Annotated in this window: 23 protein-coding genes; 13 read left to right on the forward strand and 10 right to left on the reverse strand. The window is 64.0% G+C overall.

Features of this window, described 5'->3' with window-relative positions:
• Window positions 1-77: 77 nt before the first annotated feature.
• Window positions 78-3,506 (forward strand): autotransporter domain-containing protein, encoded by a 3,429-nt coding sequence (locus SPR01S_RS05405; RefSeq protein WP_066586004.1) that lies wholly within the window; start codon window positions 78-80, stop codon window positions 3,504-3,506.
• A gap of 76 nt (window positions 3,507-3,582) precedes the next feature.
• Here the strand turns inward: SPR01S_RS05405 and SPR01S_RS05410 are convergent, their stop codons facing one another.
• On the reverse strand, window positions 3,583-4,137 hold the full coding sequence (locus SPR01S_RS05410) for an FMN-dependent NADH-azoreductase (RefSeq protein WP_066586007.1): 555 nt from the start codon (window positions 4,135-4,137) through the stop codon (window positions 3,583-3,585).
• Between the two features lie 136 nt (window positions 4,138-4,273).
• On the opposite strand from SPR01S_RS05410, the gene SPR01S_RS05415 reads away from it, so the two are divergent.
• The 7 genes from SPR01S_RS05415 (at window position 4,274) to SPR01S_RS05445 (ending at window position 12,889) form a co-directional block, all read left to right on the forward strand.
• The gene (locus tag SPR01S_RS05415) at window positions 4,274-4,660 is read left to right on the forward strand and encodes a winged helix-turn-helix transcriptional regulator (protein WP_245661884.1); all 387 of its coding nucleotides are present in this window, start codon (window positions 4,274-4,276) and stop codon (window positions 4,658-4,660) included.
• Between the two features lie 192 nt (window positions 4,661-4,852).
• The gene (locus SPR01S_RS05420; protein WP_066586011.1) at window positions 4,853-5,992 is read left to right on the forward strand and encodes an SET domain-containing protein; all 1,140 of its coding nucleotides are present in this window, start codon (window positions 4,853-4,855) and stop codon (window positions 5,990-5,992) included.
• A 306-nt stretch (window positions 5,993-6,298) separates the two neighbouring features.
• The gene (locus SPR01S_RS05425) at window positions 6,299-8,038 is read left to right on the forward strand and encodes an ABC transporter permease (protein ID WP_084250962.1); all 1,740 of its coding nucleotides are present in this window, start codon (window positions 6,299-6,301) and stop codon (window positions 8,036-8,038) included.
• 12 nt (window positions 8,039-8,050) lie between these two features.
• Complete coding sequence (locus SPR01S_RS05430) at window positions 8,051-9,349, forward strand: ABC transporter ATP-binding protein (RefSeq protein WP_066586014.1); 1,299 nt, start codon at window positions 8,051-8,053, stop codon at window positions 9,347-9,349.
• Window positions 9,346-10,032 carry a PA4824 family protein gene (locus SPR01S_RS05435; RefSeq protein WP_218016710.1) on the forward strand — a complete coding sequence of 229 codons (687 nt, stop codon included), beginning with the start codon at window positions 9,346-9,348 and terminating at the stop codon, window positions 10,030-10,032. Before SPR01S_RS05430 ends, SPR01S_RS05435 begins: the two co-directional genes overlap by 4 nt.
• 81 nt (window positions 10,033-10,113) lie before the next feature.
• Entirely contained in the window at window positions 10,114-10,785 is a 672-nt protein-coding gene (locus tag SPR01S_RS05440) for a hypothetical protein (protein WP_066586017.1), read from the forward strand.
• A gap of 73 nt (window positions 10,786-10,858) precedes the next feature.
• Entirely contained in the window at window positions 10,859-12,889 is a 2,031-nt protein-coding gene (locus SPR01S_RS05445) for an SPFH domain-containing protein (protein WP_174531871.1), read from the forward strand.
• Window positions 12,890-12,940: 51 nt separating this feature from the next.
• On the opposite strand, the gene SPR01S_RS05450 is transcribed toward SPR01S_RS05445, so the two are convergent.
• Entirely contained in the window at window positions 12,941-13,411 is a 471-nt protein-coding gene (locus SPR01S_RS05450; protein WP_066586029.1) for a hypothetical protein, read from the reverse strand.
• Window positions 13,412-13,690: 279 nt separating this feature from the next.
• On the opposite strand from SPR01S_RS05450, the gene SPR01S_RS05455 reads away from it, so the two are divergent.
• From SPR01S_RS05455 to SPR01S_RS22105, 3 genes are all read left to right on the forward strand, one after another.
• Window positions 13,691-14,122 carry a DUF983 domain-containing protein gene (locus tag SPR01S_RS05455; protein ID WP_066586038.1) on the forward strand — a complete coding sequence of 144 codons (432 nt, stop codon included), beginning with the start codon at window positions 13,691-13,693 and terminating at the stop codon, window positions 14,120-14,122.
• Window positions 14,115-15,473, forward strand: coding sequence for an aminotransferase-like domain-containing protein (locus tag SPR01S_RS05460; RefSeq protein WP_066586041.1), 1,359 nt, complete (start codon window positions 14,115-14,117; stop codon window positions 15,471-15,473). Before SPR01S_RS05455 ends, SPR01S_RS05460 begins: the two co-directional genes overlap by 8 nt.
• A gap of 101 nt (window positions 15,474-15,574) precedes the next feature.
• Window positions 15,575-15,709, forward strand: a complete 135-nt coding sequence (locus SPR01S_RS22105; protein ID WP_281178767.1) for a hypothetical protein — start codon at window positions 15,575-15,577, stop codon at window positions 15,707-15,709.
• Between the two features lie 120 nt (window positions 15,710-15,829).
• Here SPR01S_RS22105 and SPR01S_RS05465 read toward each other — a convergent pair whose 3' ends face one another.
• The 5 genes from SPR01S_RS05465 to SPR01S_RS05485 form a co-directional block, all read right to left on the reverse strand.
• On the reverse strand, window positions 15,830-16,210 hold the full coding sequence (locus tag SPR01S_RS05465; protein WP_066586044.1) for a hypothetical protein: 381 nt from the start codon (window positions 16,208-16,210) through the stop codon (window positions 15,830-15,832).
• 78 nt (window positions 16,211-16,288) lie between these two features.
• Window positions 16,289-18,157 (reverse strand): sensor histidine kinase, encoded by a 1,869-nt coding sequence (locus tag SPR01S_RS05470; protein WP_066586046.1) that lies wholly within the window; start codon window positions 18,155-18,157, stop codon window positions 16,289-16,291.
• Window positions 18,157-20,037 (reverse strand): GGDEF/EAL domain-containing response regulator, encoded by a 1,881-nt coding sequence (locus SPR01S_RS05475; protein WP_066586223.1) that lies wholly within the window; start codon window positions 20,035-20,037, stop codon window positions 18,157-18,159. The genes SPR01S_RS05470 and SPR01S_RS05475 overlap by 1 nt, the downstream gene beginning before the upstream one ends.
• Before the next feature lie 152 nt (window positions 20,038-20,189).
• Window positions 20,190-21,065 carry an ROK family protein gene (locus SPR01S_RS05480; protein WP_066586048.1) on the reverse strand — a complete coding sequence of 292 codons (876 nt, stop codon included), beginning with the start codon at window positions 21,063-21,065 and terminating at the stop codon, window positions 20,190-20,192.
• Window positions 21,062-21,874, reverse strand: coding sequence for an HpcH/HpaI aldolase/citrate lyase family protein (locus tag SPR01S_RS05485; RefSeq protein WP_066586055.1), 813 nt, complete (start codon window positions 21,872-21,874; stop codon window positions 21,062-21,064). The genes SPR01S_RS05480 and SPR01S_RS05485 overlap by 4 nt, the downstream gene beginning before the upstream one ends.
• A 59-nt stretch (window positions 21,875-21,933) precedes the next feature.
• Here SPR01S_RS05485 and SPR01S_RS05490 point away from each other — a divergent pair, with 59 nt between their 5' ends.
• Complete coding sequence (locus SPR01S_RS05490) at window positions 21,934-23,118, forward strand: acyl-CoA dehydrogenase (RefSeq protein WP_066586058.1); 1,185 nt, start codon at window positions 21,934-21,936, stop codon at window positions 23,116-23,118.
• Window positions 23,119-23,217: 99 nt separating this feature from the next.
• A complete protein-coding gene (locus tag SPR01S_RS05495; RefSeq protein WP_174531872.1) occupies window positions 23,218-23,409 on the forward strand; it encodes a hypothetical protein in 192 nt (63 codons plus the stop codon).
• A gap of 17 nt (window positions 23,410-23,426) precedes the next feature.
• On the opposite strand, the gene SPR01S_RS22015 is transcribed toward SPR01S_RS05495, so the two are convergent.
• The 3 genes from SPR01S_RS22015 to SPR01S_RS05510 form a co-directional block, all read right to left on the reverse strand.
• The gene (locus tag SPR01S_RS22015; RefSeq protein WP_084250964.1) at window positions 23,427-23,789 is read right to left on the reverse strand and encodes a protease inhibitor I42 family protein; all 363 of its coding nucleotides are present in this window, start codon (window positions 23,787-23,789) and stop codon (window positions 23,427-23,429) included.
• Window positions 23,790-23,853: 64 nt separating this feature from the next.
• Window positions 23,854-25,161, reverse strand: a complete 1,308-nt coding sequence (locus SPR01S_RS05505; RefSeq protein ID WP_066586067.1) for a sugar MFS transporter — start codon at window positions 25,159-25,161, stop codon at window positions 23,854-23,856.
• Window positions 25,162-25,268: 107 nt separating this feature from the next.
• The gene (locus SPR01S_RS05510) at window positions 25,269-26,069 is read right to left on the reverse strand and encodes a DODA-type extradiol aromatic ring-opening family dioxygenase (protein ID WP_066586070.1); all 801 of its coding nucleotides are present in this window, start codon (window positions 26,067-26,069) and stop codon (window positions 25,269-25,271) included.
• Window positions 26,070-26,102: the final 33 nt, after the last annotated feature.

The following is a 26,102-nucleotide window of genomic DNA, read 5'->3' on the forward strand; positions in this document are numbered from 1 at the left end:
GGTTGACCCAATCGCGGCACGCGTTAGCGATTCTTCTATTCGTCCTGCGGGAAACAGGACCAAAAAAGGGGATAAACATGTCGCACCGTTCCGCGCGCCGTAACGCGCGTCTTCGCTTCGTCTTGAATACGTCCGCCGCGCTGGGCTCGCTCGTCGTTGCAGCGAGCGCCCACGCCCAGACCGCCGGCGCGATCGCCAATCCGGGCGCCAACGCGCCGACCGGCAATTATTATTCGCCGCAGGACGCGACGTCGGTAGCACCGCCCGAGACGTCGATCCGCGAGCCGCAGATCGTGATTTCGCAGCCCGGCAATCCCAATTCGTCGACGCCGCCCAATGGCGCGCTCGACGCCAATGACGTGACCGGCGTCGGCGAGATGATCATCGATCAGCAGAACGGCTTTATCGGCCTGTGCACCGGCACCCTGATCAATCCGCGCACGGTCATCTTCGCCGCGCATTGCGTCAACGAAAGCCCGGACGGGAATAGTTTTCAGGATCCGTGGGGCTATGGTGCCGACAATGGCGGCCGGCCGATCGCCTTCGGATTCCGCGCCAATAACAATGCCCCCGGCAATTCCGCGTTCGGCAACTGGTTGTACGGCGGGTATCAGACCGACGTCGCCAACTATCTCTATAACGTCAATCAGGTGACCTATAATCCGGCGTCGACCTCGCTTGGTATCGGCAACAACTTCCTGCAGGGCGACATCGCGATAGCGACGCTCGATACGCCGGCGGCGAACGTTCCGACCTGGGCCATCCTGCTGTCGCAGCTGCCGGCGCCGGCATCGATCGATGCGGCCAAGGGCACCGGCTATCACGTCACGATCACCGGCTATGGCGATAGCGGCACCGGCAATACCGGCGACACGCGCGGAGTCGATTTCCGCCGCCGCGTAGCCGAAAATTACATCGGCCTGCTGGGCTCGCTCGACGATGTCGACGGGTTCTTGTTCGGGGTCAATGACGGCCTGCCCCAGAACCTCTATCAGCTCGACTTCGACGATCCGCGCCGCGGCGCGCTGAACGCGAGCATCTATGATTTCAACCTGTTCCGCGACAATGCCTTGCCCAAGGAAGGCATCACCGCGCCCGGCGATTCGGGCGGGCCGCTGATCCTGGATGACACCTTTTCGAAGAAGCTGGTGATCGGCGTGCTGTCGGGCGGCAGCCGCTATTTCAACAGCCAGCCTTCAGCCAGCTATGGGACGTCGGCCTTCTATCAGCCGCTCTATCTCTATTGGGACTGGATCGCGGCGAACAACAATTACCATTATGTCGGGTCGAAAGCCGGTGACGCGAACTGGACCGACCCGACGCATTGGGTCACCAATATCGACCCCAATTACATGACGATCGTCGATGGCAATCTGGTCAACGGCGTCCCCTCGACGCTGGGCGACGGCGTCAACGGCACATCGGGCAAGTTTGGCGAGATCTGCATCCAGCAGGGTTCCAACAGCGATTGCTACAACACGACCACCGGCGTCGAGACCTATAACGGGACCGAATATCAGTTCACGCCGGCGGGCGGACAGCCGGGCACCAGCCCGATTCCCGATCCGACGCTGGATAACGGACTGCCCGGCGCGACCAACTTCGTGCCGAACGACCGCGATCCGGACGCGGCGACGCACACCCGCGCCGCCTATTTCGACGTGACGCTGGGCGCCGCTGGCACGACCACGCTCGACACCCATGTCGCGGTCGATCGCTTGACCGTTGCAGGATCGGGCGCGCGCCTGAACATCGCCAATGGCGGATCGCTGACCAGCCTGATCGACATCACCCAGACCAATGGCCGGATCACGGTCGATGGGACGATGAACTCGGTCGGCGATTACCTGTTGTTCTCCGGCGCGCTGGACGGCCGGGGCCGGATCAACACGCCGTATCTGACCAGCGTGACCGGCATGATCGCGCCGGGTACGGTCGGTACGATCGGCACGTTGACGGTCGGCGGCAATCTGGTGCTGTCATCGGGCAACGTCCTGCTGATCGACCTCGGCGCCAACGGGGCGTCGGACAAGCTGGCGGTGGTCGCCAACCAGTTCAGCGCGCCGGGGGTTGCGGTGGACGGGCTGGCGTCGATCGGCGGCGCGGTGCTGTTCGCACCGGCATCCGGCTATATGATCCGCGACGGCGACACCTATCAGATCCTGACCGCGCAGAACCAGTTGACCGGCACCTTCAGCACGACCGCGCTCAGCGCGATCCTGACGCCGAAATTCCTCTATTCGGCCAATGACGTGAAGGTGAAGATCGTCGCCGGCAAATATGCCGACGTCGTCGCGGCCAGCTCGCCTGTACAGGGGGCCTATGCCAAGCTGCTCGATGGCGATCGTTCCGGCAGCTACGCTGCATTGGCGGGGCTGTATGGGCCACTCGATCTGCAGAATGCGGCGACGATCCGATCCACGCTCGAAAGCTGGGCGCCGCGGACGGAAACGCTCAAGGCTGCGCTCGGCACCGCCGCCACCGACAATATGGCGCGCTTCTATCGCGATCGGCTCCAGGCACTCGGCAATGACGACCTGGGAGGCACGGTGGCGATCATCGGTCAGCCGCTCAGCGTCACCGCCAATTTGAACAATGTCGGTCCGATGGGATCGTACGAGCCGGGCGTCGCCGGCGGAGCTCAGGCCACCAACATTTCGACCGGCAAGGTGCCCGACGACGTCAGCGTGTTCTTCGCCGGCGGCTATCTGAACGGCAACAGCGCGCCGATGGCGACTGCGATCCCCGCCGGCGGGCGTGATACTTTCGACGGCTGGTACGGTGCGGCCGGTGTCGAAAAGCAGGTGAGTTCGACCGCTACGATCGGCTTCGCCTTGTCCTACACCAACACGCAGGGCGCGACGACGACCGGCGCGACCGCCAAGGGCGAACTCTATCAGGGCACGCTGTACGGCAAGCTCGGCCTGAAGAACGGTTTCGGGCTAGACGGCGTGTTTTCTGCCGGCCTGTTCGATACGCATATGGTGCGATCGGCCAGCCTGGTCGGGACGCCTTACACGCTACGCTCGGATGATCAGGCGTTGGCCGTCAGCGGCGAAGTGGGCGTGTCGTGGACGGCGAACCTGGGCGGGCTCAAGCTCGGGCCGCGCGCCGCAATCCGTTACGGCGATATCGGCTTTTCCGACACCGCCGAGAGCGGAGGCCCGATGGCGTTGCGCATCGATCGCGAAGGGGTGCACTCGACCCAAGGCCGCCTGGGCCTGACGCTGGGCGGAGGCAAGGGCAAGGTGCGGCCCTATCTGACCGGCTATTACGTTCATGACTTCGACAATCAGCCGGCGTCGTTCGGCGCGAATTTCGTCGGCGGCGTCGGGCCCGCCGCGCAGTTCGCTTTGGCGGGCCGCGACAAGGATTGGTGGGAAGCCTCTGGCGGGCTTGCCATCGACATGAAGAACGTCACGCTCTCGGTCGGCGCCGACACGACGATCGATCGCAGCGACGTGAAGAACCAGAGCTATCGCGGAAGCATCACCTTCCGCTTCTGATCTCGTTCAATCGCTGGAATAACCGAGCCGCCTTCCCTTCGGGGAAGGCGGCTTTTTTTGTGTCCGTCGTCCGAGGTCACGCCGCGATCGCGGTCGCTTGCGTCTTGGCATCCTCGAGCGCCTTGGCCCGCGCGTCAGGGCCCATCGCAATCCCCTCGGCACGGACGAAAGCGATGTCGGTCACGCCCAGGAACCCGAAGAAACCACGAAGATAGGTTTCCTGATGGTCGAGCCAGGCCTGCCCGGTGTCCGACCCGTAAAAGCCGCCACGCGCCGACGCGATGATCAGCTTGCGTCCATCGGCCAATCCTTCCGCACCCTTCTCGCTGTAGCGGAAGGTGGTGCCGGCGATCGCTAGGCGGTCCATCCAAGCCTTCAGGTTGGAGGGAATGCTGAAATTGTACATCGGCGCCCCGATCACGATGACGTCGGCGGACAGGAATTCCTCGGCGAACGACGTGTCGCCGAGATCGCCCAGGGTCACATGCCCAAGCGGATCCAAGGCGAGGTCGCGACGCCGGACTTCGGCATCGGGGTGGAGCGTCCTCAACCTGGCGATCGCCGCCTCTCCGATCGAACGCGTGACGCTGTTTTCCGCGGTGATGCTGCTGTCGACATGAAGGATGATCATGGTGCCTCGCTGGTATTGATTAGTTACTGAGGCACACTAGATAACCGCCATCATTCGCGTCACAAGAAGGCACATTTTTGGCGATGAGGATCAATTATGTGCCCCGGTATCAACGATGTAACCGAAGGGTCCGATAGTGAATCCCCATGGACCACAATGCCGCGGCGTGACCGGCGTGCTCCAGCGTGTCGGCGACAAATGGAGTATGCTGACGATCAACGCGCTGGCCGATGGACCGAAGCGGTTCAGCGAATTGCGGCGTTCGGTCGAGGGTATCTCGCAGCGCATGCTGACACTGACGGTGCGCGGTTTGGAGCGGGACGGTCTGGTCACGCGAACCGTCACCCCCAGCATTCCACCCCGGGTCGATTATGAACTGACCGAACTCGGCCAATCCCTGCAGCAGCCGGTCGGCGAACTCGCGCGCTGGGCGGTCGACCATCTGACGGTGATCCAGGCCGCGCAACAGCGCTTCGATCTGGCTGCGGATGCGCGCGACGACGGCAAGCTCAATCCGTATTGAGATTGTGTCGGGCCGGCCGATATCGGGCTTGGTCGGCGGTTAATACCCTGCGGCTTCGCCCGTCCCCTAGCAACGGAATCGAACACCGGGGTCCTAACGACTCGCGCTGACTCCTTGGGTTTCGAATAGACGGATTCCTGACAACATGGTAAATAACCTGTTGCGCATGACGGACATGCCGAGCGGGGGTGAATGGTCCAGATCCTGTTCCTGTTGGCATTGGCCGCGAGTTTCGCGGGCTATGCGGCCTATCTGACGGGCCTGAAGCGGGATCTGGTCGAGCCCAACCGCGCATCCTGGTTGATCTGGTCGGCAGCGACCGCGGTCGAGGCGTCGACTTATGCTGCGGTAAACCCCGAGGGACTGCAGCGCTGGGTATTCCTGTTCGCGACCATAGCTTGCGTCGCGATCACGATTGCCTTGTGGCGCAGGTCCGCCTGGACGGTACCGACGCGCACCGAAATGTTCTGCATCGCGACAAGCCTTACCGCCCTGGCGATCTGGGCGATGTTCCGCGACGCTTTCTGGGCGCATATGCTGGTGGTGGCCGCCGTGCCCGTCAGCTTCTGGCCGACCTGGGCCAGCGTCGTCGCCGATCGCGGGCGTGAACGGTCGCCGGCTTGGGGGCTCTGGACGCTCGGCGACCTCGCGACGCTGATGGTCGCCGCGCGCACGCCGGGGAGTCCGGTCGGCGAATATGCCTATATCCTGGTCGAACTGATCTGCCACGCCAGCATCTGGTTCATGGTCGGGCTGGCGACGATCAATCCCTTGCGCTCGCTGGGCTTCCGCAACGGCCGCTTCTACGTGCTCGATGCCATCCGCACGCCCACAAACCTGTTCGCGGTGAGCGAGAACCATCTGGGCAAGGCGGTATTCGCCGCCGCGCCGTTCGTCGAGGGCGACCGGCTGATGTCGTTCACCGGGCGCCGCTTCCGCGCCGACCGCATTCCCAGCCTGATGCGCGGACAATCGGACCGGTACGTCCAGGTCACGCCCGATCATTATATGGGACCATCCGGACGGATCGACGATCTGGTCAATCATAGTTGCGCTCCCAATGCGGGGCTGCGCTTCACCGACCAGGGCGTGGTGCTGGTCGCGATCCGCGACATCGCGCCGGGCGAGGAGATCTGCTGGGATTATTCGACCACGCTGGCCGAATCGAATTGGCACATGATCTGCCAGTGCAGGGCGCCCGATTGCCGGCGCGTGATCGGCAATTTCTCGACACTGAGCCCCGAGCGCCAGGAATGGTTCCGAGCACGCAATCTGGTCGCGCCCTATCTCCGGCGCAAGGATGATTTCCGCGACGGACAACGCGCCGCCTGACGAAATCCGGTCATCGGCAGGCCCCTGAGCCGACGGTGGAAAAGATCGCGCTTCACGGCAAAATCGCGACCGCCGCACCAACTATCAGCGGTTCCGCAGGGAATGCTACCAGGACGGTTGACACGCACCCGATCCGGGAGCATCCGGCCGCCGGACGCGACTCATGTCGCGCCGCAACAAAAGGTCTCAACCCCAAATGCCAGACGACGACAGTCGAAGTTGGGCGCGTCCAGCGCGTTGATCGGGGCCTGAACGACTGGCCTCGTCCGACGCGCAACGGCGCTCTCGCGGACGAGGAAATCATCAATGTCGGAAACCACCTTCCGGACGCGCGTGCTGCGCGCGTCCCCGCGGTTGTGGATCGGTCTCGCGCCCAATCGCGCCGACCTGATCGCGTTCATCCTGCTCGCGGCAATCGCAGCCGCTGCGCTCAAGGGAATCGGCGGCACGGTCGGTCCGATCACCGAACTGGCGCAGCATCCGATCACGCTCGATCCCGCCAATCTGCCCTGGTACGCGCTGCGCACCACCTTGCGCATGTTCGCGGCGCTGTTCGCCTCGCTCGGCTTCACCTTCGTCTTTGCAACGCTCGCGGCGCGCAGTCGCCGCGCCGCGCAGATCATCGTCCCGATGCTCGACATCCTGCAATCGGTGCCGATCCTCGGCTTCCTGACCTTCACCGTGACCTTTTTCATGGGATTGTTCCCCGGCCAGGTGATGGGCGCCGAACTCGCCTCGATCTTCGCGATCTTCACCAGCCAGGCGTGGAACATGGCGTTCAGCTTCTATCAGTCGCTGCGCACCGTCCCTTCGGACCTGGACGAGGTCAGCCACGGTTTCGCGCTATCGCCGGTGCGGCGGTTCCTGCGGCTCGACCTGCCGTTTGCGACGCCGGCCCTGGTATGGAACGCGATGATGTCGATGTCGGGCGGGTGGTTTTTCGTCGTCGCTTCCGAAGCGATTACCGTCGGCAATACAACCGTCGCCTTGCCGGGACTCGGATCGTGGTTGGCGATCGCGATCGAGCGACAGGATTTTGCGGCGATCTGGATGGCCGTCGGCGCGATGGCGATCGTCATCCTGCTCTACGATCAGCTCGTCTTCCGCCCGGTGGTCGCCTGGGCCGATCGCTTCCGCTTCGAACAGACCGCGGGATCGGATCGCCCGAAGAGCTGGGCGTATGACTTGTTCCGCGCGACCCAGATGTTGCCGCTGATCTTCGCCCCGGTAACCGCGCTCGGCCGATTGCTGCTCGCACTCGACTTGGGCGGCCGTACGCGCCCCGCTTCCGCCCCGGCTCGTCCGCGCGGCGAGTGGCTTTGGCGCGCGTTGGTGGTCGCAGCGCTCGGCTACGGAATCTGGACGCTTGCCGATTACGTCGCCGCCACCTTGACGTGGCGGGATGCGGCGGCGGTATTCGGACTCGCCCTGCTGACCTTGCTCCGCGTCGTAGTGCTGATCGCGGTCGCGAGCGTGATCTGGGTGCCGATCGGCGTGTGGATCGGTCTGCGCCCCGCCTGGGCCGAACGCCTCCAGCCGGTCGCCCAGTTCCTGTCGGCCTTTCCGGCGAATATCCTGTTTCCCTTCGCGGTGATCCTGATCGTCCGCTTCCACCTCAACCCCGCCATCTGGTTGTCGCCGCTGATGATCCTGGGGACGCAATGGTACATCCTGTTCAACGTCATCGCCGGCGCCAGCGCGATACCGACCGATCTGCGCGAAGCGGCCGGCATGTTCGGCGTGCGCGGATGGCAATGGTGGCGCCAGGTCGCGTTGCCGGCCGTGTTCCCCTATTTCGTTACCGGCGCGCTGACCGCCTCTGGCGGATCGTGGAACGCCAGCATCGTCGCCGAGGTCGTGGTCTGGGGACACGAACGACTTGAGGCGCCGGGACTTGGCGCATGGATCGCGAAGGCGACCGCCGCCGGCAACTATCCCCGGGTTGCGCTCGGCATCGCCACGATGTCGGCCTTCGTCCTCGCCTTCAATCATCTAGTCTGGCGGCCGATGTACCGGTTCGCCGAGCGCCGCCTTCGCCTCGCCTGAAAGGATCGGACCATGGCCAGCATCTTCACGCGCCGCCCGCTCGTCTCGGTCGAGCACCTTACCCATCATTATGGGCCGAAACGTACACAACCCGTTATCGACGACGTGTCGATCGCTTTGCATGAAGGCGAGATCGTCGGCCTGCTCGGCCGCTCGGGGTCGGGCAAGTCGACTCTGCTGCGTTCAATCGCGGGCCTTCTTCATCCCGATCAGGGCGACGTGCGATTCGCGGCGCGCGAGGACGCCAATCCCGACGTCGCGATGGTGTTCCAGACCTTCGCCCTGTTCCCGTGGCTGACCGTCCAGCAGAATGTTGAATTGGGGCTGGAGGCACGCCGTGTCGCCCCGGCCGAGCGCCGTGCCCGGGCGCTGGCGGCCATCGACCTTATCGGGCTCGACGGGTTCGAGAACGCCTATCCCAAGGAATTATCGGGCGGCATGCGTCAGCGTGTGGGACTGGCACGCGCGATCGTCGTCGATCCCGCCTTGTTGCTGCTCGACGAGCCCTTTTCGGCGCTCGACGTGCTGACCGCAGAAACGCTCCGGACGGACCTGCTCGACCTGTGGTCGGAAGGACGGATGCCGATCAAGTCGATGCTGCTCGTGACGCACAATATCGAGGAGGCGGTGCTGATGTGCGACCGCATCCTGGTCTTCTCCTCCAATCCCGGGCGGGTCGCCGCGGAAATCGAGGTCAAGCTGCCGCAACCGCGCGACCGGCTCGATCCAGATTTCCGCGCGATGGTCGACGCGATCTATGCGCGGATGACCGCCCGTCCCGCGGGGACGCCCGCCCGCGACGGGCTGTTCCCCGGCACCGGTATCTCGATGGCATTGCCGCACGTATCAACCAACAGCATCGCCGGGCTGATCGAGGAAGTCGACGCACAGCCGTTCGACGGCAAAGCGGCTTTGGCCGAACTTGGCGATAGCCTGGGCCTCGAAATCGACGAATTGTTTCCAATCGCCGAAACGCTTCAGCTCCTCCGCTTCGCCGAATTGCGCGGCGCGGACCTGGTTCTTACGCCCCAGGCACGCCGCTATGCCGGAGCCGATGTCGACCAGCGCAAGGCGATATTCGGCCATGCCCTGATCGCGCATGTGCCGCTCGCGCAGCATATCCGCCGCATCCTCGACGAACGCGCGTCGCACCGGGCGACCGGCAGCCGGTTTCGCGACGAACTGGAGGATCACATGTCCCCGGACTATGCCGACGCCACGTTGCGGACGGTGACGCAATGGGGCCGCTATGCCGAAATCTTCGCCTTCGACGAGGATCAGGACAGTTTCAGCCTGGAAGATCCGGCGTGATCCCGCGCCTGGCGGCGGCTGCGGCCGCCGGCGTGGCGACGAGCTTGATGCTCGCCGCCGCACCCGCTCGCGCGTCTGGGGTTGAGCATGTCGTCGACGATTCGGCGGTGGAAACCCCGGGCACCTGCCATGTCGAAAGCTGGGTGACGATCATCCGCCGCGACGACGGCGTCGCCACGGTCGCGCCAGCCTGTACCCGCCGGCAATGGTCCAATGTCGAGCTTGGCGGGTTCGTCTCAACAGCCTGGGACGGCAATACGCGCGAGACCCAGATCGGCATCGCGCCCAAATGGAATCTTCGCGACGAGAAGCGCGGGCTGGGTCTCGCGCTGTCGGGATCGGCGGGGATCGATGTCGCGCGGGGCCGGCTGGCGAGTGCATCGTTGATCGCGCCGGTGACGATCCCAGCGGGACGGCTGCGCTTCAACCTCAACATAGGGTGGCAATGGACTCGCGCCGATGGGCATGCGGCGATCGCCGGTGGCCAGGTCGAATATCAGGCCACGTCGACACTGACGCTGATGGCCGAAAGCTTCGTCCGCGATCACGGCCATGCGGGCGGTCAAGCCGGCTTGCGCTGGAATCCGAAAGGCGGTCGGATCGATTTCGACCTGGTCTATGGCCGATATGTTGACGGCATCGCTCCCCGTGCAGTCTCGCTGGGCCTGACGATCCATCACTAGCATTGACCCCTTGCGCGGCACCAATCCCTCCCCACATCCGCGCCGTTGATCGCGGGCGTGAGGGAGCGCCAAAACGTCGCCATGAGCAGCCTGCCGGTCCACTCAGCCTCTGCCGCTAAACCGCCGATCCGCGCGTGGCGGATCGTTGGAGGTGCGTTCCTGCATTTCGCGGTGCCCGCCTATCTCGTTACGGTCGCTGTGGTGACGCTGTTCAACGCACCGGCGGGCGCCTCGGCCGGCGATCTCTTGCGGCTAGCGCTCGGTTATAGCGGCTGGTTTCTGGCCGGTTATGCCGCGCTGGCCCTGGCTGGAACGATCGGGATGGCGGCAATCGAGCCGGCGCTGGCGATCCGCCGCCACCGGCGGCGAGCGCGTGACCCCGGTTTCGCCTCCGCGGAATCGCGCATCCGCGTCACGCGCGCTCTCGCCGCTGCCCGCTCGCTTCCCGGCGGTGAACTCCGTCGCCTGATCGACTCGATCAGTGCGCAAAGATGGGATCATGACGATTCCCGTTTCCAGACGCTGTCCGAAGACCTGCACCAAGTTGTCTGCGCGATGACCGCCGCCAACGCGACCGCTTCGACCAAGTCGCGCTCCGACATCATCGACCTTGCGACCGGGTCGTTGCGTCGGATCGATGACGCTTTAGGCGAGCTGGTCGCCGACCGCGGTCGACTCGACCATGGTGACGCGCGCGCGGTGGCGCGCTACGTCGAAAATCGGTATGGCTCTTCCGATTTCGCTGGCAGCTAGACTTGGACCGCATTAAATAGAGAGCGAGCGTGATCGTGCGCTCTTCTTTAGGTCCCAAGGACACCCACCACAGATGACAAATATGTATGTGCTCGGCGCTTCGGCCGTCGTGGCCCTCGTCGTCGCTTGTCTGTTCGTCCTCTCTCGCTGCGTTCGCTACGTGCGCAACAACCGCGTCGCGATCGTCGAGAAATTGTGGAGTCGCAACGGCTCCGTCACCTCCGGCCTGATCGCGCTCAACGGCGAGGCCGGCTATCAGCCGATCGTCCTGCGCGGCGGTTATCACTTCTTCATGCCGTTCCAGTATCGCGTCCATTCGCAGCCTCTGGTGACCATCCCCCAGGGCCAGATCGGCTATGTGTTCGCGCGCGACGGCGCTCCGCTGGGGCCGACGCAGACGCTGGCCAGCAATTTGCGCACCGCCGATTTCCTCGACGTACGCCGCTTCCTGGAAGATGGCGGGCAGAAGGGTCCGCAGCGCGCGATCCTGCGCGAAGGCACGTACGCCATCAATCTGGCGCAGTTCGTCATCATCACGCGCGAACATCTCTACGGCCTGATGCTCGAGGCGAACGACTTCGATCTGTTCAGCAACATGCAGCGCGTGATCGAGGAACGATCGGGTTTCGAATCGGTCGTGATCAAGGACGCTTCCGACATGATCGGCATCGTTACGGTGCATGATGGCCCGGCGCTGACCGCCGACCAGATCATCGCGCCGGAAGTCGGCACCGACCAGGACGACATCGCAACGTTCCACAACAGCTTCCAGGACCCGGAGAAGTTCATCGCGGCGGGTGGCCGGCGCGGCCGGCAACTTCAGGTGCTGGTCGAGGGCAGCTATTTCATCAACCGCCTGTTCGCGACGGTCGAGATGGTCGCCAAGACAGTGATCGAGGTCGGCCATGTCGGCGTCGTGATCAGCTATACCGGTGACAGCGGTGCCGATACCTCGGGCGACGATTATCGCCACGGCGAATTGGTCGATCGCGGTACGCGCGGTGTGTGGAGTGAGCCGCTATTGCCGGGCAAATATGCGTTCAACACCTATGCCGGGAAGATCCTGGTCGTACCCACGACCAACTTCATCCTGAAATGGGATCAGGAGATGACCGGCCAGCACAAGTTCGACGAGAATCTGTCCGAGGTGTCGCTAATAACCAAGGACGCGTTCGAACCCACCCTGCCGCTCTCGGTCGTGGTGCATATCGACTATCGCAAGGCGCCACTGGTCGTGCAGCGGTTTGGCGATATCAAGAAACTGGTCGAGCAAACGCTCGATCCGATGGTCTCGGCCTATTTCAAGAACGTCGCGCAGAAGAAGACGCTTATCCAGTTGCTCCAGGAACGCTCGGACATTCAGGAACAGGCGGGCGATCAGATGCGGGCGAAGTTCACCGCCTATAATCTCGAGTTGCAGGAAGTGCTGATCGGCACGCCGCGCGCCGCCGCGGGCAACGACCAGATCGAAAAGGTCCTGCAACAGCTGCGCGAGCGCCAGGTCGCGGAGGAACAGGTCACCACCTATGCCAAACAGCGCGTCGCGGCCGAGGGCGAGAAGGACCTGCGTGAGGCGCAGGCGCGTGCCCACCAGCAGACCGCGATCACCGAGTCCGAATTGTCGATCACGGTGCAGGAGAACCAGGGCAAGGCCGCGGTGAAACGCGCCGCGCAGGAAGCCGAGCAGACCCGGACGCTCGCCAAGGCCGAAGCCGATCGCATCCGGATCGTCGGTGAAGGCGAGGCAGCGAAGGTCGTCGCGCTCGCGGGCGCGGAAGCCGACCGTATCACGAAGACGGGTCTCGCCACCGCCGAGACGATCGAGAAACAGGCCGCTGCCTCGGGCGGCGCGCAGTTCCAGCTGACGCGTCAGGTAATCGAGCGGCTGGCCCAGGCGCTGGAGACGTCGGGTGTAGACGTCGTGCCGAGGGTGCAGATCAACACGGGCGGCGACACCGGTGCGGGCGCCGGCGGCGGCGCGCTCCAGGCGCTGATCGGGATGCTGTTGTCGGAGAAGGGCATTTCGATGCTGGCGACGCCCGCGGCGAATGATCGTGGCCCGGCGGGGGTCATCGACGAAGACGCCGAGGTTGCGGCGGAATAATGATCGAGACGGCTCGCGGTCGGGTGCACCCCGGCCGCGAGCGTCTGATCATTACCTGAAGTAGACGGGAATGCCGTCGGACAACGGCTGACGCTGTGTAGTCGTCGCCGGAAAGAAAAACGGGGCCGAGGCCGGTGCGGATAGAACCCCGGCCACCTCGCCGATGATCGACAGCAACATTATGCGAGCGGAATGGAGCGCTACCCGCATCGCGCTCGCGAGACTGGGCTCGAACCGCTCGATTGCATCGGTATCGGCTCCTTCCAGCAGCGCGACCAAATGATGTTCGTCGCGCGAGAATCCGATATCCAACGGGCTGCCGGCACGGAAACGCCGCCGGAATCCCCCTTCGAACAAGGTCATCACGCTATCGAAGACCGGCGCGAGCAGACCGGCGCCAAAGCGTTCAAGCCGTTCGTACAGACTCGGCTGAACCGGATCGCCGGCATCCCGCGCGATCCGCCAATGCCTGGCGCTGTCGATAATGGTCCAGATGGCGGCAGGCGAAAACGCGAAACGCATAGGGATTCCTTCCAGACACCCCTTTCGATCGCGCCGCTCTTTCGGTTCGCTGACGAAGCGATACGCTCGGCCTGTTGCAGCGGCAAGACACCGGCGCGCAGTTCGTCCGATATCGCGACCTAAACGCGACCAACCGTGAAAGCGGCTTACGGAACCTCAGTCACCCGGTGCAGGGAGTGCAGCTGCATGTCGGCGTTTTGCAGTTCGAAAGCTCTCGCGCTGGCAGCAAAGCTGCACTATGTATGGATCTTCATCCATACATAACATCGAGACAGCCGAATGCCGCCCGTACAGAATAGCAACGACAAGTTCCGCTGGATCGTCGAAACGGGTTGGAAGGGTCTCTGCCCACGATGCGGCAAGGGGCATATGTTCAAATCATGGTTGAAGGTCACAGATACATGCGAATGTTGCGGATTGGACTACCGGTTCGCGGCGCCTGACGATGGCCCCGCCTTCTTCTCGCTGTGCCTGATCGCCCTCCCGCTGATCTTCATCGTTGTATGGATTCAGGTCGCATACAATCCGCCGATATGGGTCCATCTGGTAACGTCGGTGCCGATCATGGTCGCGGGGTGCCTGTTGCCGTTACGGCCGATCAAAGGCTGGCTGGTCGCATCGCAATATGTAAACCGGTCACAGGAAGCGGGTACCGAGCGCCTCTGGAACCAGCTGCACGGCCGCACCAGGGGCAGCAATTTCGATGACTGACGGCTGGCTGCCCGACCTGACCAAGACTCGCGCGCCCAAATATCAGGTGATCGCCGACGCGTTGGGGTCAGCGATCGAGCGCGGCGATTTGAGCGGCGGGGATCGCTTGCCGCCACAGCGTGATCTGGCGGCGCGGCTTGGGGTCGACCTCACCACGGTCACCAGAGCCTATGAAACCGCGCGGCAGCGCGGCCTGATCGAAGCGCATGGTCGCGCCGGCAGCTTCGTGCGCGGCGCTTCACCCGCTCAGATCGAGGATGCCGCACGGGTCGATACGGGCATGAATATGCCGCCCGAATTGCCCGGCGATATGCTGGGCCGCGCCATGCGCGATACCATCGCGCAATTGCTCGCCGACGGGTCAGGGTTGCGGATGCAATACCAGCCGACCGGAGGAAGCGCGGCGGACCGCGCAGCAGGGGCGCGGCTGATCGCCCAGGCCGGCGTCGACGCATCGGACGATCAAATCGTCGTTACTCCCGGCGCGCAGAGCGCGCTGCATGCGATCATGAACAGCATCCTCTGCCCTGGCGATGCCGTGGCGTGCGGACAGTTCGTCTATTCGGGCTTCAAGGTGCTGGCCGCACGGCTGGGATTGCGGCTGGTCCCCTTGCCGAAAATCGACGGAGACGTCTTGGCGGCGGCCTGCCGCTCCCAACCGATCCGCGCATTGTATGTGGTGCCGACCAACGACAATCCGACGGCGGTGACGCTCGATGCGACAACGCGCCAATCGATCGCCCAGGCGGCGCGAGCGAACGACCTCATAGTGATCGAGGACGATGTATATGGCGCGCTATGCGCCGCACCCGCGGCGCCGATCGCCGCACTCGCGCCGGAGCGAACGTGGTACGTGGCGAGCGTTTCCAAAACCATCTCTCCGGCACTGCGCATCGCTTATGTTCGCGCGCCCGACATCGGCGGCGCGCTCCGCCTTGCCGCCGATGTCCACGAAACCGCAATCATGGCCCCGCCGCTCAATGCGGCGATGGTGCGGATCTGGCTCGACGACGGCCGTTACGATCGGCTGGTCGAGGCGATGCGGAACGAAGCGATGCGGCGTCAGGCTATCGCAGCCGATATCCTGGAAGGTTTGCCCTATCGGGCGCATGCTCAGGGCTATCATCTCTGGCTTCCGCTACCCACTGGGCTCGACGGCGCCGAACTCGCCGACGCAATGCGGCCGAGTGGCCTATCGGTCGTTGCCGGCGACCGTTTTCGCGTCGCGCCGGGCACGGACCAAGCGGTGCGGATATCGCTTGGTGGCATGATCGATACGCCACGCCTGACCCGGGCCCTCCATCTGATACGTGGCCATTTCGGTACGCGCCGGCAACGCCCGCTGGTCTGACGGCGAGCGTGCTCTTGGCAGGCAGTGATTAAGTCAGATCTCCGCGGCAACGGAACCGCGGGCGTTACGATCGCGTTCTATTGCGCCAGTAGGAGGTTCAGATGGCAGATATTCGTACCGACGATCGTACCGTGGTCGAACGCAGCAGTTTCAACGTCGCCAATGTAATCGTGGCGATTGCCCTCCTGTTGCTCGTCCTCGGCTTGCTGAAATACTTCCACGTGTCGCCACTCTGAGGCTGGATCGCATGGTGAGACGTCCAGACGTCTTCGGCGCCGCCTTGGCAGGCTGAGGTTCTTCCCTGCGAAACTGACTGTAACGCTAACGCCCGCCGCCACCGGCGGGCGTTGCAGGCATCAGGACCCGCTGGGTTTCTCCGCTGGTCCGTGGCCGGTCTGCGGGTAACCGTCACCGGCTGCAGGATCGCTGGCGAAATCTTCTCCCGGATTGCCACCGCCGGCGCCCACACCGCTTCCGTGCACCTCTCCGGTTCGCTCATCGAAAGACGCGCGGCGACCATTTTCCGATGGAAAACGATCGTCGGCTAATTCGGTGGAATGCGTCGGCACTTCGGCGCTCTGCTTCGACGCTCGATCGGCGGCGAAATCATTCGCGTCATATTCCTGGCCGGAATAGCCCGGACCGTTTCCGATCTCCCCGCGCTGCACGTCGATTGGCGTGCTCTCGATGGCTGTATGGGCTGGTGGTTGCACCACTCGCTTGTGATCGTCCGTCATCGTCTGCTCCTCTCACGCTTCCAAACGCATGAGGGCGACAAGCGAGCCGCGCTTTCTTCGACTCGACAATAAGCGCTGTCAGGCGGCGAGATCGGCTTTCGTTGCTTCACGTGCCGGCGCGCGCAGCACCAATCGCGCGGTCGCGCCGCGGCCGACGCCATCGCTTTCGAGACTCAACGAGCCTTCCATCGCGGCCACCGAATTGGCGCACCAATGAAGTCCAAACCCGCCCGATTTGTGCCGTCGCGTCGAAAAGCCGCGCTGGAACAATTGTGGCGTACCGCCCGGATCGAACCCCTCGCCCGTATCGTGGATCGCGATTTCCACACGGCCGTCACTCGTCTCGGCGATCGTCACGTTGATACTGCCCGACCCGCCTGCGGCAGAGATAGCCTCGGCGGCGTTGGAAAACAGGTTCCCGACGACCTGGCTCAGCAGCACGCGATTGGCCATCACCGGATATTTCTTCGCGGGGAAGTTGAACGCAATTGAGGCACCCTTCCCGGAGTGCCGCGCGATCGTCGCATTCTGCGCGATGATCTGTGTCGCATCGCATTCTTCGAGCGGCGGCCGCTCATGCGCCAGTCGTTGTTGCGCCCCGATGATCTCCAGCACCTGACGCATCGCGTCGCGGCCGATTTCGAGCTGCCTGCTCCGGTCCTCACGCTGCCGGTCCTCGGCATCGAGAGCAGCGGCAACGAACGAAACCAGCTTTTCCCGCCGCTCGGGTGCGACATCCGCGGCGGCCAGCTCGGCCAGGGCGCGTTCGATCAGGGCGCGGTCGACAGGCGCGCCTTGGCCGATCCCGGTCGACAAGATGGTCGACACCGGATTCAGCGCGTTCCGCACATTGTGCATCACCGCAACCGCACTTTCGGATCGCCCGAGCTCGAAACCCTGCGCCTCGACCTGTTCGCGTAGTTCCTTGAGCTGGACCAGCATCGCGTTGAAGCTGCGGCCGAGCGAGGCGATCTCATCGCGGCGACCGACATCCTCGGGCAATAGGGTCAATGAGCCGGAGTTGCGAACGCGCTGCATATGCCCCTCGACCAGGCCCAATGGTTTGAGCACGAGATGCGAGAACACCCGGCTCAGCACCGCGAGCACGAGCGCGAGCAAAATGGTCGATCCCAGTACCGCGAGCCAAAGCATGTGGCGGCCGAGTTGCGAAACGTCACGCGGCACCACGAAGCTGGCGACGGCCACCGGCCTGCCTTCTGCTCCCGTCACCGGCACCGCGATCTGCATCGTCGTCGAACTGGTCGTGACGAGGTCACCACCGGCGCCGTCGAGATCCAGACGCGCCGGCACCTGCAGTAATTTTGCCAACTGCTCCGACGTGATCCGGCGTGCCATGACGACATAACCGCGCGGCACGCCGGTACCGTCGCTCTTTCTGACCTTGGCGACGCCAATCGCCGCCACGACCTTGCCGAGGCGGATATAGAAATGGCCCGAATTGCTGCCCTTCATCGCGCCGTCGAGCGGTGCCTGGCGGATCGCCACGACCATCGCGTCGCGTAGTGCGTCATTCTCCCGCCCGGTGCGCGGATCGATCCAGCGCGCGATCACCAGGCTGCGATCGGGGCGCAGATAGGCCATGGCGTCGACGTCGAGATTGGCCATCGCCAGCGGCGAAAAGCTTTCCTGCTCGAACGCGCGCGTCGGCTTGACGATATAATCGTAGCTGGAATTCCAGTCGCCATAATCGCGTACCGAGCTTTCGACCTTGCTCGCGAAATCGGTGAGCGCGGCGCGCGTTCGCTGGACGTGTCCGTCCATCGCCTGGCGTTCGAGTGCGTTGAAGCTGGGGGTGATGACCAGAGCAAGCAGCACCGTCAGCGCGATCGAGCCGATGAGCCCAACCGATGCGAGGATCAAGAGCAGCTTGCCGCCGAGCGACGCGAACGACAATCGGCGCCCGCGCGTGGCGCGCGACCAAGCCATCAGCCGTTGGTCCCGTCGCCTGCCCGGATCGCGAATTCGTCGCCTTCGAGATCGTCCTCGCCGCCAATATAGCGCTCGTGCGCGATCTCGCGTGCGATGTCGGCCGAAACCGGTCGTGAGAAATAATAGCCCTGCAAATGGCTCGCTCCGGCAAGGCGCAACGCCTGGACCTGCGCGTCGGTCTCGACCCCTTCGGCCACTACGCCCAACCCCAGCGCGCGGCCGAGGTGGACGATCGACTGGACAATCGCGGCGGATTCACGCTCACGCCCCATGCCATCGATGAAACTCTTGTCGATCTTCAGGCAGTCGAGCGCGAACTTGCGGATATTGTAGAGCGACGAATAGCCCGTTCCGAAATCGTCGAGCGCGATGCGGAAGCCCATCTGGCGCAATTTGTAGAGCGTCTCGGCGGCGCGTTCGGCATTGTCGAAGATCGCCGTTTCAGTGATCTCGATCTGGACGCGGGCCGGCGCGATCCCCGCGCGCATGACGCGTTCGACGACATGGCCAACGAAGTTCAGGCGACGGAATTGGCGCGGGCTGAAATTGATCGAGACATATTGCCCGGGCCATTGCTCGAGCACTTTCAACGCCTCGTCGAGCACCCAGTCGCCCAGTTCGTGGATCAGGTTCGATTCTTCGGCAATCGGGATGAACAAGGCCGGGCTGATCGGCCCGAATTCGGCGGTGTTCCAGCGCAGCAGCGCTTCGAACCCGACCACTTCCGTATCGTGTCCCGCGACGATCGGCTGATAAGCGAGGCTCAATTCGCCACGTTCGATCGCCTGGCCGAGCCCACCTTCGATGCGGCGGCGGAAACGGACGCTTTCGTCCATGCTCTCATTGTAGGCGCGGACCACGCCGCGGCCCGATTTCTTGGCGTCGTTGAGCGCGAGGTCGGCCTTGCGCATCACGTCGATAGGGTCGCGATTGTCGTCGATTTCGGCAATGGCGAGACCGATCGAAGCGGACGCCTGGACCGAATGGCCGATTATGCGAAAGCTGGAGGTGCAGGCGGCGATGATATGATCGCAAGCCATGACCGCCGCCTGTTCGCCGATTGTGTCGAACAAGATGCCGAACTCGTCGCCGCCCAGCCGCGCGACGGTCGCGCCGGATGGGGCCGATTGCTGCAGGATCGCGTAAATCGCGCGGATCAGTTCGTCCCCTGCGAGGTGCCCCAGCGTGTCGTTGACGATCTTGAATCGGTCGAGATCGATCATCGCCGCCGCGAACATCCCGCCGCCTCGCGACTTGTCGGTCAGCGCTTTCAGAAATGCTAATCGATTGGGAGCCTCGGTCAGCGAGTCGTGCGTCGCCATGTGCAGCGCCTTCGACTCGTTGGCTGCGAGTTCGACCGCCTGTTCCTCGAGCTTCGCCATCGCCGCGGCAAGTTCGCGATCTGCCTGCCAGCGGTGGGTGAGCGCGGTCGCGGTCTGGACGACCTCGGCGGTCTCGAACGGCTTGGCGATGTAGAAGATCTTGTCCGCCGGCCCGGCCGCCTTTGAGATCTCGATCGGCGAGAAGTCGGAGAAGCCGGTGACGATGACGAGATTTATGTTGGGATCGAGCGCGCGAATGCGCGTCGCGGTTTCCTTGCCGTCGATCCCCGGCGGCATTCGGACGTCGATAAAAGCAACCGCAAACGGCGCGCCGTCGGCGATCGCATCCTCGACCGCGGCAACCGCGTCCAGACCCTGACTGCAATGGACGGTGTCGAACGGTGCGCTGGCTGGTTCCGCGACCGGCACGTGCGCGTCGCCGAACAGCTCTACGGCCATGTCGCTGAGCGCATCATGATTGGTCGCCACCGGCGCGAAGCAGTGCCGGTAGGACTCATGCATTGCCGGTTCGTCGTCGACGATCAGAATTCGCACCGCGCGCTGTTCCTCGCTTGGCGGGACGCACACGACGCCCCAATGTCATTGCGGAAACGTAAGCGGATGGGGTTAAGGTGCCGTAAACGATCTTTAGCAGGTGGCGGTTCTCGCTGCCTGAGCGTCCTTATTCAGCCCTTCCGGATCAATCCCTAGCCGAGCGCGTGCTGCCCCAGCAGGATCGCGCCGAGCGGCCCCGCTTCGGCACCGAGCGCAGCCGCGACGATATAGGCGTCGAGATCGCCGAGCAGCGAGCGATCTCCATAACTACCCAAGCTTTCATCCAGCATCCTGCGCACCATCGGCAGCAGCCAGGGCACACCCAGCGCCACGCCGCCGCCAAAGACGATCCGGCGCGGAATGCCGGTCAGCACCAGCGTATGGCAAAGTTGCGCGATTGGATGGGCAACCTGGGGCCAGATCGGCGAATGTTCGGCGATCTCGTTGGCGGCAACGCCCGCGCGTGCCTTGATCGCTGGGCCCGACGCCAATCCCTCGACGCAATCGCCATGGAACGAGCAGATGCCGGGCCAATCGTCACCCGCCAACCGCACCGGGCGGACATGGCCCAATTCCTGATGGGTTAGCCCGACTATAGGCTTGTTCCGACCGATCAGCCCGACACCCACACCAGTGCCGACTGTAATATAGGCGTGATCGCTCAGCCCCTTGGCCGCGCCCCACTGCCCTTCGGCCAAGCCGGCCCCGACCACGTCGGTATGAAAAGCTGTCGGCACGCCGTAGCGGTGTTGCAATCGCCCCGCGACGTCGGTGTGCTCCCAACCCGGCTTGGTCGTCGCGGTGATATGGCCATACGTAGCGGCGCCGGGGTCGATCCCGATCGGCCCGAAGCTCGCGATGCCGATCGCGTCGAACCCGCGCCATTGGTCGAGCGCTTCCTCGATCGCCGCCATGGTCGTTTCGGGATCCGTCGTGTCGACCCGTCGTGCCTCGACAATCGTCGCCCCATCCTGCGACAGCACGCACACGCACTTGGTTCCGCCAAGTTCGACCCCAGCTATCCTCACGACATCATTCCCAAAATTCGCTCCGCCTGAACGAGGTGGAGCGCTTCCACCATCTTGCCGTCGACCTGGATCACTCCGCCATCGCTGTTGGCGAATGCGTCGCGCACGCGGGTCGCCCATTCGACCGTCGCGGCGTCGGGTTCGAATGCGGCGTTGCAGATTTGGATCTGGCGGGGATGGATCAGCGACTTGCCGTCATAGCCCATTGCGGCGGCCGCCGCGCATTCGGCCTCGAGCCGCGCATCGTCCGAAAAGTCATTGCAGACGCCATCGAGCGCGACCAGCCCGCGCGACCGCGCCGCCGCCAACACCATGGCCTGCACCGGTGCCAACCAGGCACGATCCGTTCCCGGCCGCGCGCCGAGTTCGAGCGCCAGATCGTTTACGCCAAGCACGAATCCCTGCACGTCCGCCTCGGCGATATCCTGCAGCCGGCCGAGCGCCTCGCACGTCTCGATCATCGCCCAGAGCGGCGTCTCGGAACCGAGATGATCGCGGCATTTTCGGACGTCGCCTGCATTGCGAATCTTGGGCACCAAGACGGTCGCCCCCCTCCCCCGCACCGCCGCCAAGTCCGCGGCTCCCCATTCGGTGTCGACGCCGTTCACCCGGATCACCGTTTCGCGGGGTCCAAACCCTTGGCCAGCCGCCGCTATCGCCGCCCCGCGCGCCGTGATTTTCGCTTCCGGCGCGACGGCATCTTCCAAGTCCAGGATCACCACATCGGCGGCGAGCCCTCTCGCCTTTTCGATCGCGCGGGGATTGCTCGCGGGCAGGAACAGCGCGCTGCGGCGGGGACGAAAGCTCATGCCACCCCCTTGCCTCAAGCCGCCGGGCGGGACAATGCGGACGCAACAAGGAGATTCTCATGGCTGGCATGGCGCATTTCGACTGGGCGGACCCATTCCTGCTCGACGATCAGTTGAGCGAGGACGAGCGGATGATCCGCGACACCGCGCGCGCTTATGCCCAGGACAAACTCGCCCCACGGATCATCGACGCGTTCGCCAACGAAACGAGCGACCCGGAGATCTTCCGCGAGATGGGTGCGCTGGGGCTGCTCGGGCCGACGATCCCGGAAGAATTTGGCGGGGTCGGCGCGAATTACGTGTCCTATGGGCTAGTCGCGCGCGAGGTCGAGCGGATCGATTCCGGCTACCGGTCGATGATGTCGGTCCAGTCGAGCCTCGTCATGTACCCGATCTATGCTTACGGCTCGGAAGAGCAGAAGCGCAAATATCTGCCCAAGCTCGCCAGCGGCGAATGGATCGGGTGTTTCGGCCTGACCGAACCCGATGCCGGCTCGGACCCGGGCGGCATGACGACCCGCGCGACCAAGACCGCCAACGGCTATTCGCTGTCAGGCGCCAAGACCTGGATCTCAAACGCCCCGATCGCCGATGTGTTCGTGATCTGGGCGAAGTCCGACGCGCATGGCGGCGGCATTCGCGGCTTCGTCCTCGAAAAGGGCATGAAAGGCCTCAGCGCGCCCAAGATCGAAGGGAAATTGAGCTTGCGCGCGTCGATCACCGGCATGGTGATGATGGACGAGGTTGAGGTCGGCGAGGATGCGCTGCTGCCGGAGGTGCAGGGACTGAAAGGGCCGTTCGGCTGTCTCAACCGCGCACGCTACGGGATCAGCTGGGGATCGCTCGGCGCCGCCGAATTCTGCATGCACGCGGCGCGGCAATACGGGCTCGATCGCAAGCAGTTCGACAAGCCGCTCGCCGCCAACCAGCTGTTCCAGAAGAAGCTCGCCGACATGGAGACGGAGATCGCGCTCGGCCTACAGGCATCGCTGCGGGTCGGCCGACTGATGGACGAGGGCCGGTTCGCGCCGGAGATGATCTCGATCGTCAAGCGCAACAATGTGGGCAAGGCGCTGGATATCGCGCGGATGAGCCGTGACATGCACGGCGGCAACGGCATTTCGGGTGAATATCAGGTCATGCGCCACCTGATGAACCTGGAAACGGTCAACACCTATGAAGGCGCGCACGACGTCCATGCGCTCATTCTCGGCCGGGCGATCACCGGAATCGCCGCTTTCTAGGATGCGCGTCGCGCGCACGGCGGTTGCGGGGAGGAACGCTTGCTAAACGGCCGCGTCGGGCGCAGTCTCGCTGGGCCGTTGATGCTGATGGAGAGTGTAATGGTTCGGATTGCTTTCGCCCTTGCTGCCGTCGCGATGCTCGCGACACCGGCCACGGCCGCCAACCGTTGCCGAAACGCCAAGGGCCATTTCATCGCCTGTCCCAAGCCCAAGCCCGCGGCCACCGGAAAGTGCCGCAATGCCAAGGGCCATTTCGTGAAATGCGGAACGCCGGGCGCCAAGCCGGCCTGAGCATTAGCGGACGAGAGTCAAACGACCCGGACGAGGTGAGTCAAAGTCCGGACCGCCCGTCCTTCCCAAGGACGCATGTAGCGGAACACGATCCGGTACATGCCCAGCCTGTTGCCGACGATGCGATAGGTCGCGAACGACGGCGCGCCGACCATACCCGGTCGCGTGGCTACCGTTGCGACCAGCGTGACGCTGATCCCGCGATCGGCGTCAACCTTCCACATATATCCCGTGCTGGCATTGGTCTGCAGGTCGACCCTGGCGGGTTGGCCACGGCGCAGCGTCGTAGCCTTGCCGCTGTTCGCGCCAGCCAGTGGATGTCGGCCGGCGCGGCGATGGCTGACGGTGCGATCGTCGAGGTCGCGATCGCCATGAACAATCCTGTCCGCATCGGCGCTCTTTCACGTCTGCCGTGCTCCGTTCCGGCGAAGCACGGCAAGGTGATCAGGCGTCGGCATAATCCTGCGCGGGGTTACGCGCATAGATGCCGAACGCCATGATGATCGCATAGCAGACCGCCGGGAGGACCAGCGCCAGCGCGAGGCTGCCGGTCGTGTCGGCGAGAAAACCGGTTGCGACCGGCAACACCGCACCGCCGAAGATGGCGACATTGATGATCCCCGATCCGTCGGCCGCGCGAGCCCCCAGCTTTTCGCAGGCGAGCGTGAAGATGGTCGGAAACATGATCGAGTTCATCAGGCCGATCAGCAATAAGCTGTAGCCCGACGTCGTACCGGTCGTCTGCGTCGATATGAGGATCAGCACGATCGCGCCCACCGCCACGCCGGCGAGGACCTTGCCCGGGTTGACGAACTGCAACACCGCCGCGCCGATGAAGCGGCCGATCATTGCGCACAGCCAATAGACGAAGATCAACTTGCCCGCCGATTCGGTGGACAAGCCCATTACGCTGGACTGCTTGAGGTAGTTGACGATCAGCGAACCGATCGAAACCTCTGCCCCGACGTAGAGAAAAATGCACAATGCACCGAACGCGAAACGCGGGCGTCCGAGCAGATCGATCCCGGCAAATCCGTTGCCCGCCTGATGAGCTTCGCCCTTCAACTTGTTTCGGAACATCCACACGACCGCCGCCACGATCGCCAACGCGACCGCCAAGCCAAGATAGCCATGAACGATCGCCTGGCTTTCGGCGGTACGATAAGCATCGAGCGCCGGGCCAGAGAGGTCTGCCGCGCTGACCTTGGTAAGGCTTCCGAGAATCAGGATCGCGCCCACGATCGGAAAGATCGTCGTTCCCAGCGAATTGAACGCCTGAGCGAAGGTCAGCCGGCTCGACGCCGTTTCCGGCTTGCCGAGCAAAGTGATCAGCGGGTTCGCGACGATCTGGACGAGCACGACGCCCGTCGCGAGCACGAACAGGGCAAACAGGAAGAGGCCATAAGTGGCGGTGTTGGACGCCGGAATGAACAATAGGCAGCCAACCATCATCGTCAGCAACCCGGCAGCCGCGCCGCGCATGTAGCCGATACGCTTGACCAGCATCGCGCCCGGAATGCCGATCAAGGCATAGGCCGTGAAGAAGCAGAACTGCACGAGCATCGCCTGCGTGTAGTTGAGCGTGAACAGCTCTTTCAGCTTCGGGATGATGACATCGTTCAGGCTGGTGATGCCGCCGAAAATGAAGAACAGCGCGAAGACGAACACCTGCAGGCCGGGCGCATTTATCCCTTGATGCGTGTCGCCCGTTCCGCCCGGGTTTGCCGCTGCGGCGCCCGTATTTATTGCCATTGAAAGCACTCTCCGCTGGGTCACCGAATTGGAACCGGTTTCGAGTGCCTTGATGGCGCAGCTTGGCGGCCGCGGCAATCTGCGAATACGTATTACCGGGAGGGTTATCAGCCGAATCGGTAGCCCGACACCGCCCAACCGAGCACGTTGCTCGCGTGATCGCGCGTGGCGGCGGCATCTCCGCCCGCCCCCAGCGCCACCATCAGCGGCAACAGATGCTCCTCGCGAGGATGGGCGAATTGCGCGTGCGGCAATTTCCGCCAGGCGGCGACGCGTTCGGCACGACGCACCGGATCAGGGTCGGCCACGGCGTCGGTCAGCGCAGTGTCCCATTCGGTCGACGGCGCGATCGCCGCGGAACCCCGAACCCGCAAATTATGAAAGCTCATGCCCGAGCCGACAATCAATACGCCCTCGTCACGTAATGGCGCCAGCGCGCGCCCGATCGCGATATGGTCGGCGGGATCGAGATCGGCGCGCAGCGACATCTGCGCGAGTGGAATGTTCGCCTCCGGCACCGCGACCTTCATCGGAATGAACACGCCGTGATCCCAGCCGCGCGCATTTTCCTCGCGCGTGGCGAACCCGGCGCCGCGCAACAGCGACGCAGCGCGCCGGGCAATTTCAGGCGCGCCAGGCGCATCCCAGCCTAGATGATAGGTGTGCTCGGGAAAGCCGTAATAGTCGAACAACAACTCGGGCCGCACGCCGGTATGGACGGTGATCTCATTCTCTTCCCAATGGCCCGATACCAGCAGGATCGCGCGGGGCCGTTCGGGCAGGCTGTCGATCAAACCGGCGAGATAATGCTCCATCGGCTGCCACATCGGGTCCGACGGGCCGCCATCGGGATCCATGAAGAAGCAGGGACCGCCGCCGTGCGGAATGAACAAAGTGGGTAAGGTCATGGAAGGAATATCGCCCCGGCCTTGCCACCCAAC

The organism is Sphingomonas pruni NBRC 15498, from assembly GCF_001598455.1.
Lineage (GTDB): Bacteria > Pseudomonadota > Alphaproteobacteria > Sphingomonadales > Sphingomonadaceae > Sphingomonas > Sphingomonas pruni.

What these genes read in the sequence shown, in the direction of transcription:
- SPR01S_RS05410 (WP_066586007.1), bottom strand. Translation starts at nt 4,137, where the DNA reads ATGATCATCCTTCATGTCGACAGCAGCATCACCGCGGAAAACAGCGTC.
- SPR01S_RS05485 (WP_066586055.1), bottom strand. Translation starts at nt 21,874, where the DNA reads ATGAGCTTTCGTCCCCGCCGCAGCGCGCTGTTCCTGCCCGCGAGCAAT.
- SPR01S_RS05460 (WP_066586041.1), top strand. Translation starts at nt 14,115, where the DNA reads ATGACTGACGGCTGGCTGCCCGACCTGACCAAGACTCGCGCGCCCAAA.
- SPR01S_RS05445 (WP_174531871.1), top strand. Translation starts at nt 10,859, where the DNA reads ATGACAAATATGTATGTGCTCGGCGCTTCGGCCGTCGTGGCCCTCGTC.
- SPR01S_RS05450 (WP_066586029.1), bottom strand. Translation starts at nt 13,411, where the DNA reads ATGCGTTTCGCGTTTTCGCCTGCCGCCATCTGGACCATTATCGACAGC.
- SPR01S_RS05505 (WP_066586067.1), bottom strand. Translation starts at nt 25,161, where the DNA reads ATGGCAATAAATACGGGCGCCGCAGCGGCAAACCCGGGCGGAACGGGC.
- SPR01S_RS05490 (WP_066586058.1), top strand. Translation starts at nt 21,934, where the DNA reads ATGGCTGGCATGGCGCATTTCGACTGGGCGGACCCATTCCTGCTCGAC.
- SPR01S_RS05455 (WP_066586038.1), top strand. Translation starts at nt 13,691, where the DNA reads ATGCCGCCCGTACAGAATAGCAACGACAAGTTCCGCTGGATCGTCGAA.
- SPR01S_RS05510 (WP_066586070.1), bottom strand. Translation starts at nt 26,069, where the DNA reads ATGACCTTACCCACTTTGTTCATTCCGCACGGCGGCGGTCCCTGCTTC.
- SPR01S_RS05470 (WP_066586046.1), bottom strand. Translation starts at nt 18,157, where the DNA reads ATGGCTTGGTCGCGCGCCACGCGCGGGCGCCGATTGTCGTTCGCGTCG.
- SPR01S_RS05405 (WP_066586004.1), top strand. Translation starts at nt 78, where the DNA reads ATGTCGCACCGTTCCGCGCGCCGTAACGCGCGTCTTCGCTTCGTCTTG.
- SPR01S_RS05420 (WP_066586011.1), top strand. Translation starts at nt 4,853, where the DNA reads ATGGTCCAGATCCTGTTCCTGTTGGCATTGGCCGCGAGTTTCGCGGGC.
- SPR01S_RS05440 (WP_066586017.1), top strand. Translation starts at nt 10,114, where the DNA reads ATGAGCAGCCTGCCGGTCCACTCAGCCTCTGCCGCTAAACCGCCGATC.
- SPR01S_RS05425 (WP_084250962.1), top strand. Translation starts at nt 6,299, where the DNA reads ATGTCGGAAACCACCTTCCGGACGCGCGTGCTGCGCGCGTCCCCGCGG.
- SPR01S_RS05430 (WP_066586014.1), top strand. Translation starts at nt 8,051, where the DNA reads ATGGCCAGCATCTTCACGCGCCGCCCGCTCGTCTCGGTCGAGCACCTT.
- SPR01S_RS22105 (WP_281178767.1), top strand. Translation starts at nt 15,575, where the DNA reads ATGGCAGATATTCGTACCGACGATCGTACCGTGGTCGAACGCAGCAGT.
- SPR01S_RS05465 (WP_066586044.1), bottom strand. Translation starts at nt 16,210, where the DNA reads ATGACGGACGATCACAAGCGAGTGGTGCAACCACCAGCCCATACAGCC.
- SPR01S_RS05495 (WP_174531872.1), top strand. Translation starts at nt 23,218, where the DNA reads ATGGTTCGGATTGCTTTCGCCCTTGCTGCCGTCGCGATGCTCGCGACA.